An 11,956-nucleotide genomic window follows, 5' to 3' on the forward strand; every position below is an offset into this window, starting at 1 on the left:
GGGAGGGGGTGGTTCTGTGGATCTCCGACGGACCCCCTCCCTCATTCCCTCCCCTCAAGGGGGAGGGAGGCGATGAACACAGCCATCACAATCTGCACTGCGGTCAGGGGACCTACTGCTGGAACGGCACCGAAGCGGTCAGCACATCGCCCGAATTGTTGAACTCCACCTCGAAATCCACGGTGATGTTGCCGTTGACCAGCAAAATCCGCGAGCCTATGCGCACATCGCTGCCGCCACGATCCTTCTGCTGCTCGCGCAGGTCGAAGCTGATCTGCCCACCCCGCTCCTGCCCGACGGCGAGCCCGGTGAAGCCGGCATTGGAGCTCATCGCCGCCTCATAGCGCCTGGCGGCTTCATTATAGGCGATGGTGCCGCTGATCGAGAGCGTGGCATTCACCAGCGCGCAGCGCCCGGTATAGTTCACCTTGGCCTGGTTGCCCTTGGCGATGGTCAGCCGGCAGCGGAACGGCTCGGGCCTGTCGCCGCCCACCAGCGCGCCCTCGCCTTGCCAACTGCCGATATAGGATTCGAGCAAGGCCACTTCGCCCGCCGCCCGTGCCGGCGCCAGGCCCACAAGCGGCATTGCCAGCAAAACGACACCAATCCCCCACCACGTCTTCATCGCCAAAGCACCCTCCTGCTGCTCCGTGACATCTGATTCTGTTTATGTCTGCCAGTGCAGAGATATCGGAGTCAGTAGAAATCTGACACATCTGACGCAGTTGTTACGATTTCGCTACTGACGGGGCGCTACAAATCACGGCCAATGGGCCGCCGGGCTACATCGACGCTCAGGCGGACCACAAGGGGGAACGGTTCAGGTGACTACCGACGCGCCGATCATCGATATCAGGGACGTGACCTACAGCCTGGAGGTCGCAGGCCGCCCGCTCCACATTCTCAAGGGCGTCTCCCTGCGCGTCGCGCCAGCCGAAGTCGTCGCCATTGTCGGCCCCTCCGGCAGCGGCAAGACCTCGCTGCTCATGCTGCTGGCCGGCCTCGAACGCGCCACCACCGGCCTTGTCACCGTCAACAACGCCGATCTGGGCGCCCTCAACGAGGACGATCTGGCCCGCTTCCGCCGCCGCACTTTGGGCATCGTCTTTCAGAGCTTCCACCTCATCCCTTCGCTGACCGCGCATGACAATGTGGGCCTCGCCCTCGAAATCGCCACGCCCGAACTCACCCTGAAGCAGATCCGCGACAAGGCCGCCGCCGCCCTCGCCGCCGTGGGTCTTGAAACCCGCCTCGATCACCGCCCTTCCGCTTTGTCCGGCGGCGAGCAGCAGCGCGTCGGCCTCGCCCGCGCCATGGTCGCCAATCCCCCGCTTCTCCTCGCCGACGAACCGACCGGCAATCTCGACCAGAAGACCGGCGCCCTCGTGGTCGAGCTGATGTTCGATCTGGCCCGCAAGCAGGGCACCGCCGTCCTGCTCATCACCCACGATCCGGCCCTCGCCGCCCGCGCCGACCGCGTATTCACCATGACGGCGGGTGAATTGACCGAAACCACGGGGCAGCAATGATGGGCGCCTTCTGGGGCGCCGTCCGCATCGGGCTGCTCGACATGCGCGGCGACCTGCGCCGTTTCCTGCTGCTGGTCGTGTGCCTGGCCGTCGGCACCGCGCTGATCTCGGGCGTCAATTCCGTCGGCGCCAGCATTACCCGCGCCATCGACGATGGCGCCGCCGAACTGATGGGCGGCGATGTGGAACTCTCCCGCGCCGATCGCCTCGCCAATGCCGGCGAACTGGCCACCATGGCCGGCTTCGGTACGGTCTCGACCACTATCGATACCAACCTGCGTGCCGAATCCGCCGCGGGCGACGCCTTTGTCGACCTTTCCGCCATCGGCCCCACCTATCCCCTGCTCGGCCAGGTGCTGAGCCCGCAACTGCCCCCCGGCCAGTCGCTTTACGATCTGCTCGCCCCCAGCGCCGAGGCCCACGGTGCCCTGCTCGATCCCATCCTGCTCGACCAGCTCGGCCTTGCCGTCGGCGACACCTTCTCGCTGGGCGGCACCAGCTTCGAGGCGCGCGGCACCCTGACCAAGCTGCCCGACGGTCCGGTACGCGGCTTCCGCCTCGGCCTCACCGCCCTCGTCACCGATCAGGGCTTCGCCGCCGTCTCCGACCGCACCTCGCCGCTGCCGGGCCTCGGCACCTGGTATCGCTACAAACTCCTGCTCAATGACCGCGATGCCGAAGCCGGCAAGGCGGCCCTCGAAACCGCCCTCGCCGATAGCGGCTGGACCGTCCGTTCCGCCCGCGACGGGCTGGGCGACATGGTGCGCCACTACGATCTCTTCATGCGCTTCCTGGTTATTGTCGGCCTCGGCTCGCTGCTCATCGGCGGCGTTTCCGTCTGGACCGGCATGCAGGCCTATATCGCCGAGCGCGCCGGCGTCATCGCCATCCTGCGGTCCATGGGCGCCACCCGCGCCCGCATCTTCGTTCACTTCTTCGCCCAGGTGGCGGCCCTTGCCGCCGTGGGCGTCGGTATCGGCCTCATCATCGGCGGCGGCGGCGCCTTTGCCGCGCTGCCCGTCATCGGCCGCGCCGTGGGCATCGACCTTGCCGCCACCATCCACATCCAGGCCCTCGCCGTGGCCGCTGCCGCCGGCCTGGTCACCGCCTTCGCCTTCGCCTATCTGCCGTTGCAGCAGGCCCAGACCATTCGTCCGGTGCTGCTGTTCCGCTCCAGGGGCCTGTCGGCACCACCGATCGATTGGGCCGCTTTGCTGCTCTCCTGGCAGGTCATCCCGCTCATTGCCGCCGCCCTGGCCTTCTTCCTCCTCGCCTGGCTGATGACCGGCGATGCCGTGCTGGTCGCCGCCTTCGGCCTCGCCGCCGCTGCCGCCGCCGTGGTGTTCCAGCTCTTCATCCGCGCCATCCAGCGCGCTCTGGCCCGCCTGCCCGAGCCCCGCGCCCGCATTCCGCGCCACGCCCTGCGCGCCATTTCCGGCTCCGGGCAGAATGCCGCCTCGGTCGTGGTCTCGGCCGGCATGGCGCTCGCCATGCTCGTCGTCGTCCTGGTGCTGCAGGCCAATCTGCGCCAGGAATTCCTCGGCGCCTCGGCCTTCGACGTACCCACCCTGGTCGCCTCCGACCTCTTCCCCGACGAGGTGGACGCCCTCGCCGCCATTGCCGGGGAGGGCACCGACATTCCCCGCTTCGTCGCCACCCCCATGCTGCGCGGCGCCCTGACCGGGATTGCCGGCCAGCCCGCCGAAACGGTCCGCACCAACGGCCCCGAAGCCACGTTCCTCCTCGCCGGCGAAGTGCCCCTCACCTTCCGCACCCTCTTGCCCGCCTCCTCGCGCATCACCGCCGGCGAATGGTGGCCCGCCGATTACACCGGCCCCGGCCTCGTTTCCCTCCACCAAAGCCTGCGCTCCGGCCTCGGCGTCGATCTCGGCGACACCTTGACCTTCACCATTTTCGGCGAACAGATCACCGCCACCATCGCCTCCTTCCGCGACTATTCCTGGCAGGGCGGCATCGATTTCCTCGCCACTTTCTCGCCCGGCGTCCTCGAGAGCTATCCCACCACGCTCTTTGCCGCCGTCACCGCCGCACCAGGCCGCGAAGAGGCCGTCGAGCGCCAGCTCGCCGCCGACTTCCCCGACCTGCGCTTCATCGCCATCGGCGATACCCTCAAGCAGATCACCGACGCCCTGAGCCAGCTTTCCTTCGCCGCCGTCCTGGTCGGCGGCCTCGCCGTCGGCAATGGCCTGCTCGTCCTCATCGGGAGCCTGGCCACCGGCCGCCGCCAGCGCGAGGCGGACGCCGTCATCACCAAGGTTCTCGGCGCCACCCGCCTCGAACTGATGGCCACCGCCTTCGCCCAATACCTGATCCTCGCCATCCTCGCCGCCCTGCCAGCCATCCTCATCGGCCTCGGCCTCGGCTGGCTGGTCAGCATGGTCATGCTCAACGTCGATTTCACCCTCAACCTCGACGCCCTCCTCGTCGTCCTCCTGATCGCCATCGCCATCACGGCCTGCCTGGGCGCCATGACAATCCTGCGCGCGGCGTCAGCCCGGCCGGCGAGGCTGCTCCGGGATTTGTAGGGAGGCCCTTCCCCACCCACCGAACGTCACCCTCGAGTGTGAAACCAAAACCCCAGCAAATTCCGTCTTGTATGGAAGAACACTCGCCCTAAACACTTGTATGACAACGATTATTTCCGCATCCCAAATTTTATGATTGACGCCGGCCCACGCGCTTGCCAATCTCGCCCCATCTGAGCGGGAACAATCCCCCAGGATCGGCCGGAGACACGTCATGGACCCCAGGGGTCCAGCCAGGGTATGTGGTCAAGCGTGAGCTACGCGGTATGTCTTCGGCCTGACCGTTCAACCAACGGGCCGATGTTCGTATCGACCTTCTGAGAGACCCCGCAGACGATCTCAACCGTGCGGTCGCGGTTGGCGGGACGGTCCTCACCTTCATCCCAGCCTCCCCCGCACAAATGACCCGGAAACCGGGCGGCGGGAGGCGGAGCATGAACGACCGGCAGCCATGCACCGACATGGAGCGCTACCTGTTCGATCTGAATGGGTACCTCGTCATTCCCAATGCCCTCGACGCCTCCGAACTTGCCGCCTGCAACGCTACGCTCGATGAGGCGCAGGGCTTCGTCGGCAGTGAATTCCGCGGCAATGTCTATCTGCACAACGACCCCGCCCGCCAGGAAGGCGTCATGCTGCAGCAGATGTACGAGGCCGGCCCGGTCTGGGAGCGGATGATCGACCACCCCTCATGGTTCGCCAAGGCCGTCCATTTCATCGGCGCCGACGATCCGGAGAATTTCGACGGCCATCACGGTCCCGCCTTCATCGATGAATGCTTCGCCACCATCCGCGGCCCCGGCCAGGCCTTGCGCCTCCATTCGGGCGGCCATATGGGCACCATTCGCACCCAATACCGCTTCCATGCCGGAAAATTCCATTGCGGCCAGGTCAATGTGCTCATCGCGCTCAACGATATCGGCCCCGGCGATGGCGCCACCATGGTCATTCCGGGCAGCCACAAATCCAACCTGCGCCATCCCCAGACCGTCGCCATCGACAAGCGCGACGAACAGACCTCGGTCGATGGCGTCACCGGCGCGGTGGAGGTCCATCTCAAGGCCGGCGATGCGCTGATCTTCGTCGATGCCATCATGCACGGCGCCGCCCGCCGCGTGAACCAGGGCCAGCGCCGCATGACCGTCTATCGCTACGGCCCGAGCTGGGGCTATTTCCGCCACCGCTTCGTGCCCAGCCCCGCTTTGCTCGCGCGGTTGACGCCGCAGCGGCGCAAGATCGTCATGCCGCACCAGCCGCCTCTGGTGGCCAATGCCTAGCCTATAGCCTGTCACTCCACAGGCTGCCGCGCCGGGCAGTCTACAAGTATCTCTCCCGGGTCCGGCGCGGCCATCTACCCCAGCTTTCGGGAACGCACGAGGTACGTAAGTCGGCAGCGCGAGGAGGAGGGAACCGCCCCGCTGCCATCCAGCATCGCTCAACAGGGAGGACAACCATGAGCAGACTGAACCGCAGGACTTTCATGACCAAAGCCGGCGCCGCCGCCGGCTCCGTTGCCGTGCTTTCGGCCCTCGGCCCCCAGGCCTTCGGCCAGGACAAGCAGGTCCGCCATTTCTGGTGGGGCAATCCGGAGCGCGACAAGCGCACCTTCGCCGTCATCGACCTCTACAATTCCAAGACCCCCGGCACCGTGGTAACCGGCGAAACCCTCGGCTTTGCCGACTATTTCACCAAGCTGACCACCCAGATCGCCGGCGGCAACATGCCGGACGTGATCCAGCAGGGCTATGGCGTGCTGTTCGAATATATCGCCAACGGCGCCGTCGTCCCGCTCGACGACTATGTCGGCAAGAGCCTCGACATCTCCAAGATCGACCAGTCGGCCATCGATGCCGGCACCGTGGACGGCAAGTTCTACGCCCTCTCCATCGGCGCCAATTCCCACATGGCCATCTACAATACCCGCCTGTTCGAGGAAGCCGGCATCGTCGCCGGCACCGATTTCGACCCCTACGGCTACACCTATGACGACCTCGCCCGCATCGGCGCGGCGATCAAGGAGGCCACCGGCGTTGCCGGCACCGACGACAACACTGCCGACTACCAGAACTTCTCCGACTTCACCGCCCAGAAGGGCGTCAAGATGTTCAACCCCGACGGCAGCTATGGCGTCACCCAGGAAATCGTCGAGGAATACTGGAGCACCTGGCAGATGATCCGCGATGCCGGCGCCACCCCTCCGGGACCGGAATCGGCAGGTCTGGCCGGCGTATCCGATCTCAGCCAGCTCGGCGTCGTCACCGGCAAGTCGGCCATGTCCTATGTCTGGAGCAACCAGCTCGTGGGCGCCCAGGGCCTGGTGCAGGATACGCTCGGCGCGGCCATGTATCCCAATACCCCGGCCATGATCCCCGGCTCGATCGTCCAGCCGAGCCAGTTCGTCTGCCTCACGCGTGACAGCGTCGATCCCGAAGCCGCCACCGCCTATATGAGCGCCTTCGTCAACGACCTCGACATGACAGCCATTCTCGGCCTCGAACGCGGCATTCCCAGCCAATCCGAAGTGCGCGAGGCTCTGCAGCCCAACCTGTCCGCTGCCGAAGCCCTCTCGGTCGAGTTTTTCGCCGGCATCCAGGGCAAGACTGCGCCGCTCGATCCGCCGCCCCCCTCGGGCAGCAACGAAATCGAACAGACCTTCGAACGCGTTGCCGTCTCGGTCCTCCTCGGCGATAAGTCGATCACCGACGTCGCCACCGACTTCCTGGCCCAGGCCAAGGCCATTTTGGCCAGGGCCTGAAACCTTCTTCACCTCTCCCTTGGGGGAGAGGTAAGAAAACAGGATCACGCCCATGGAAAAATTCTTCCGACGCAATTTCGCCGGCTATGCTTTCCTGGCGCCCTGGCTCATCGGCTTCTTCCTGCTCGCCATCGGCCCAATCCTGGCCTCGCTCTACCTGAGCTTCACCAAATACAACATCGTCCGCCCGCCCCAGTGGATCGGGCTCGACAACTATTTTTACATGTTCGAGTTCGATGACCGCTTCAAGAAGGCCCTCCAGGTCACCTTCACCTTCGTCACCATCTCGGTGCCGGCAAAGCTCATCTTCGCCCTCGGCGTCGCCATGGCGCTCGACAAGGGCATTCGCGCCATCGGCTGGTATCGGGCCCTGTTCTACCTGCCCTCCATCCTGGGCGGCTCCATCGCCGTCGCCATCCTCTGGCGCCAGCTCTTCAATTACGACGGCGTGGTCAATTCGGCCCTGCGCCTTGTCGGCCTCGATGGCCCCTATTGGCTGGCCGATCCCAAATATTCGCTCTGGACCCTCATCGTCCTCGCCGTCTGGCAGTTCGGCTCGCCCATGCTGATCTTCCTCGCCGGTCTGCGCGCCATTCCCCAGGAACTTTACGAAGCCGCCGAGATCGACGCCGCCGGCCCGGTGCGCAAATTCTTCGCCATCACCGTGCCCCTGCTCGCTCCCGTCATCTTCTTCAATCTGGTCCTGCAGATGATCGAGGCCTTCAAGAGCTTCTCCGGCGCCTTCATCATTTCCGGCGGCTCGGGCGCGCCACTCGATAGCCTCCTCTTCTTCACCGTCTATCTCTACGACGAAGCCTTCTCCTATCTGCGCATGGGCTACGCCTCCGCCCTCGCCTGGGTGCTGTTGCTCATCATCGCCGCCTTCACCGCCATCGCCTTCTGGACCTCCAAATACTGGGTCCACTACGAAAACGAGCGGGGGTGAAGGATGATGATCACCAGCGTCTCAGTCGTCTCCCTCCCCCTTGCGGGGAGGGATCAAGGGTGGGGGGATGAGAGCCCGGATATCGTGGCTTCCAACACCCCCTCCCAACCTCCCCCGTCAAGGGGGAGGAGTCACATCGTGCTCGCCGGAGGATCGCGTTCATGACGACCACTCTCAGCATCAGCACCACCGCCCTCACCGCGAAACAATACCGCGAAGCCCGCGCCCGCCGTGCCAAACGCGCCGGCCTGCTCAAGCACGTCTTCCTGATCGCGACCTCGCTCATCATGATCTATCCGCTGATCTGGATGATCTCCGCCTCCTTCAAGCCCGACAACCAGATTTTCGGCAGCCTCTCGCTCTGGCCCGCCACCTTCGACTGGGACAATTACAGCCAGGGCTGGAACGCCCTCTCGGTCAGCTTCACCCGCTTCTTCTGGAACTCGACCTTCGTGACCGTCCTCTCGGTCATCGGCAATGTCATTTCCTGCTCCTTTGCAGCCTATGCCTTTGCCCGCCTCGAATTTACCGGCAAGAACATGTGGTTCGCCCTGATGATGATGACGCTGATGGTGCCCTATCACGTCGTCCTCATCCCCCAATACCTGCTGTTTCTCAACCTGGGCTGGGTCAACACCTACCTGCCCCTCATCGTGCCCAAATTCCTCGCCGGCGAGGCCTTCTTCATCTTCCTGATGATCCAGTTCTTCCGCCAGCTCCCCCGCGAGCTCGATGAAGCCGCCATGATCGACGGCTGCTCGCCCTTCAAGATTTACTGGGCCATCATCATGCCGCTGAGCCTGCCGGCCATGGCCACCGCCGCCATCTTCAGCTTCATCTGGACCTGGGAGGATTTCCTGGGCCCACTGGTCTACCTCAACAAGATCGAGGACTACACCGTCCCGCTGGCCCTGCGCATGTTCCTCAGCCAGGACGGCGCCAGCCAGTATGGCCCCATGTTCGCCATGTCGATCCTCTCCATCCTGCCCATCTTCCTCTTCTTCATCATCTTCCAGCGCCTCATCATCCGCGGCATAGCCATGAGCGGGCTGAAATGAGTTTGCTCGCCGGACTATCGGCTCCATTCCTCCCCTCCCCCTTGAGGGGAGGGGCCGGGGGTGGGGGTCCATCGGTGATCAAGCGAAAGAGCCCCAGCATCTCGACTTCGAATAGCAAGGACTAACCCATGGCCTCAGTCACCCTCAGCGAAGTCCGCAAGGCCTATTCCGGCTTCGAGGTCATCCACGGCATCGACCTCGATGTCCGCTCCGGCGAATTCCTCGTCCTTGTCGGCCCCTCCGGCTGCGGCAAGTCCACTTTGCTCCGCATGATCGCCGGGCTGGAAGAAATCACCGATGGCACCATTTCCATTGGCGATCGCGTGGTCAACGACCTGCCCGCCTCCCAGCGCAACCTCTCCATGGTGTTCCAGTCCTACGCGCTCTATCCGCATATGTCCGTACGGAAAAATCTCGCTTTTGGCCTGGGCAACCTGCGCATGCCCAAGGATGAGATCGCCCGCCGGGTCGCCGACGCCGCGCGCATCCTCCAGATCGAGGAACTGCTCGAGCGCAAGCCGCGCCAGCTCTCCGGCGGCCAGAAACAGCGTGTCGCCATCGGCCGCGCCATCGTGCGCGAACCCCAGTTGTTCCTCTTCGACGAACCACTCTCCAATCTCGACGCCGAACTCCGCGTCCAGATGCGCGTCGAGCTCGCCGGCCTCTACCAGCGCCTCGGCACCACCATGATCTACGTTACCCACGACCAGATCGAGGCCATGACCATGGCCACCCGCATCGTCGTGCTCAACAAGGGCAATGTCGAGCAGGTCGGCACCCCATACGAACTCTACAATTTCCCCCGCAACCTCTTCGTCGCCAGCTTCATCGGTTCACCCAAGATGAACCTGCTCGCCGCCAATGCCGCCTCTGGCCGCGCCGACATTCCCGGCCTCGGCAGCATCGCTTTGCCTCCCGGCATCACCGCTGACGGCCCCATCACCATCGGCCTGCGCCCCGAACAGCTCACCATATCTTCGGCTGATCGCCCCCTCCCCCTTGAGGGGAGGGCTGCGGAGGGGGTCGAGCCGTCGGCCTCCGGTCCCCTCACCGTCACAGGTATCATCACCCTGGTCGAATATCTCGGCTCGGAAGTGTTCATTTACCTCCGCCTCGAAACCGGCCAGACAATCCTGGTCAAGGCGCCGGGCAAGTCCAGCCACCACAACGGCGAAAACCTCACCGTCTCGCTCCACCCCGACGACGCGCATTACTTCGATGCCACCGGCCAGCGCCTCGCCAAGGCCGGTGAATAATGCTTTCGTCTCCTGATCGGTCTGCGCTGCCGCAGTCGACTCCCTCCCCCTTGCGGGGAGGGATCAAGGGTGGGGGACGTTTGGCCCGCATACGACGGTTCTTGATGAAGTAGTACCAGCCATGATGAGCCACTCCGACCTCCTCACCCGCCTCCGCGCCACCAACATCACCACCCGCCTCAACCGCGACCACCCCGCGCTCACCGAATGGCTAACCGCCGACATCGCCTTCGCCACCTCCTCCCCGCGCCTCGAAGCCCGCTACTCTCAGGCCGTCTCCGAACTCCTCGACTGCATCAAGCCCACCGAAGTCACGGCCGAAATCCTCCATGAAGGCGGCGTCTATCACGGCTGCTGGCTCGAAAGCACCGGCACCATCAACACCGAGCTGATGGCCCGCTTCCTGCCCTCGGTCGCCGCCGAAACCTATGCCGCCTTCGCCACCCACCAGCGCGAAGACGGCCTCATCCCCTACAAGATCACCCAGACCGGCCCCGCCTTCGCCCAGATCCAACTGGTCACCCCGCTGGCCCGCTCCGTCTGGAACCACTACGCCCTCAACCACGACCGCGCCTTCCTCGCCCGCATGTATGCCGCCATGTCCCGCTACGACGCCTGGCTCGCTACCTATCGCGACACGCGCAACACCGGCGCCGTCGAAGCCTTCTGCACCTACGACACCGGCCACGACCTCTCCGCCCGCTTCTGGCACGTCCCCGACAGCCCCTTCGCCAACGACCCGGCGCGCTGCGATCCCGACAGTCCCGTCCTGCCCTTCATCGCGCCCGACCTGACCGCCAATGTCATCTGCCAGCGGCTCTACCTCGCCCGCATCGCTGCCGAACTGGGCGAAGACCCCCAGCCCTGGCGCGACAAGGCCGACCGGAGCCTCAAGGCCCTCTTCACCCACTGCTACGACCCGGACGACCATTTCTTCTACGACCGCGACCGCAACGGCAATCACGTCCGCGTCCAGTCCGATGTCCTGCTCCGCGTCCTCGCCTGCGAGGTGGGCGACGACGCCTTCTTCGCCGAAGCCCTCAGCCGCTACCTGCTGAACACCTCAAAATTCTTCGCCAAATATCCCTTCACCTCCATCGCGCTGGACGATCCCCGCTTCGACCCCAATTTCGGCCAGAACTCCTGGTCCGGCCCATCCAATTTCCTCTCCATCATCCGCGCCGCTCACGCCTTCGAGCATCATGGCCGCCATGTCGAGCTCACCTGGGCCCAACAGCCCATCCTCGCCGCCCTCTTCGCTATGGACTCGTTCCCGCAAACCCTGAGCCCCTTCACCGGCGCCGCCGGCTACACCGAAAAATACTCACCTGCGATCCTATGCCTCCTAGACCTGGTCGAACGCCTCTGCGGCATCCTCCCCCGCCCCGACGGCACGCTGTGGTTCACCGGCCTCGTCCCCCGCGAAGCCACCCACCGCCACATCGACCACCAGACCGCCTACCGCCGCAAGGTCGATGGCCACACCTTCGAACTGCTCAATGACGGCACCACAGCCACCCTCTGCCGCGACGGCGAAAAGCGCTTCACCTTCCCCCACGGCACCCGCCTCGTCACCGATCGAACCGGCAAGCTGCTCTCCGTCACCGGCATGGTCGCCCGGTCAGTGACCGGCACGATCGAAACGCAAAACGGCCCGATCCCGATCAGCATCGGCCCCAACGAAGTCCAGACATTGCAGGATGGCATTCTGGTTTCCACTCGCGCACCCGACCTCGTGCCGCCCTCGTACGCCTGAATTTTCGTCATCCACCGGCCGTCACCCTCGGGCTTGTATCGACGAAATCTGATTAAGATGTCCCGGGAGGCGGTCGCATCCGCGCTCCCGGGCAGACATCGACCGTCCTC

The 11,956-nt window shown here is 64.8% G+C and carries 9 protein-coding genes; 8 read left to right on the forward strand and 1 reads right to left on the reverse strand.

Annotated features, from left to right (window positions below; translation table 11 throughout):
• Positions 1-112: 112 nt before the first annotated feature.
• Positions 113-631, reverse strand: coding sequence for a heme-binding beta-barrel domain-containing protein (locus tag ASD80_RS17570; protein ID WP_162247392.1), 519 nt, complete (start codon positions 629-631; stop codon positions 113-115).
• 193 nt (positions 632-824) lie between these two features.
• Between ASD80_RS17570 and ASD80_RS17575 the strand changes: the two genes are divergently transcribed.
• The 8 genes from ASD80_RS17575 (at position 825) to ASD80_RS17610 (ending at position 11,846) form a co-directional block, all read left to right on the forward strand.
• On the forward strand, positions 825-1,529 hold the full coding sequence (locus ASD80_RS17575) for an ABC transporter ATP-binding protein (protein ID WP_200950352.1): 705 nt from the start codon (positions 825-827) through the stop codon (positions 1,527-1,529).
• Positions 1,529-4,075 (forward strand): ABC transporter permease, encoded by a 2,547-nt coding sequence (locus ASD80_RS17580; protein ID WP_156460537.1) that lies wholly within the window; start codon positions 1,529-1,531, stop codon positions 4,073-4,075. The genes ASD80_RS17575 and ASD80_RS17580 overlap by 1 nt, the downstream gene beginning before the upstream one ends.
• 434 nt (positions 4,076-4,509) lie before the next feature.
• Positions 4,510-5,352, forward strand: a complete 843-nt coding sequence (locus ASD80_RS17585) for a phytanoyl-CoA dioxygenase family protein (protein WP_056235840.1) — start codon at positions 4,510-4,512, stop codon at positions 5,350-5,352.
• A 176-nt stretch (positions 5,353-5,528) separates the two neighbouring features.
• Entirely contained in the window at positions 5,529-6,830 is a 1,302-nt protein-coding gene (locus ASD80_RS17590; RefSeq protein ID WP_082555407.1) for an ABC transporter substrate-binding protein, read from the forward strand.
• A 52-nt stretch (positions 6,831-6,882) separates the two neighbouring features.
• A complete protein-coding gene (locus ASD80_RS17595) occupies positions 6,883-7,776 on the forward strand; it encodes a carbohydrate ABC transporter permease (RefSeq protein ID WP_056235845.1) in 894 nt (297 codons plus the stop codon).
• A gap of 161 nt (positions 7,777-7,937) precedes the next feature.
• Positions 7,938-8,834 (forward strand): carbohydrate ABC transporter permease, encoded by an 897-nt coding sequence (locus tag ASD80_RS17600; RefSeq protein ID WP_056235848.1) that lies wholly within the window; start codon positions 7,938-7,940, stop codon positions 8,832-8,834.
• A gap of 128 nt (positions 8,835-8,962) precedes the next feature.
• Complete coding sequence (locus ASD80_RS17605; protein WP_056235851.1) at positions 8,963-10,090, forward strand: ABC transporter ATP-binding protein; 1,128 nt, start codon at positions 8,963-8,965, stop codon at positions 10,088-10,090.
• 121 nt (positions 10,091-10,211) lie between these two features.
• Complete coding sequence (locus ASD80_RS17610) at positions 10,212-11,846, forward strand: MGH1-like glycoside hydrolase domain-containing protein (RefSeq protein ID WP_056235854.1); 1,635 nt, start codon at positions 10,212-10,214, stop codon at positions 11,844-11,846.
• Positions 11,847-11,956: the final 110 nt, after the last annotated feature.

It is taken from the genome of Devosia sp. Root635, from assembly GCF_001427605.1.
In the GTDB taxonomy this organism is placed as follows: domain Bacteria; phylum Pseudomonadota; class Alphaproteobacteria; order Rhizobiales; family Devosiaceae; genus Devosia.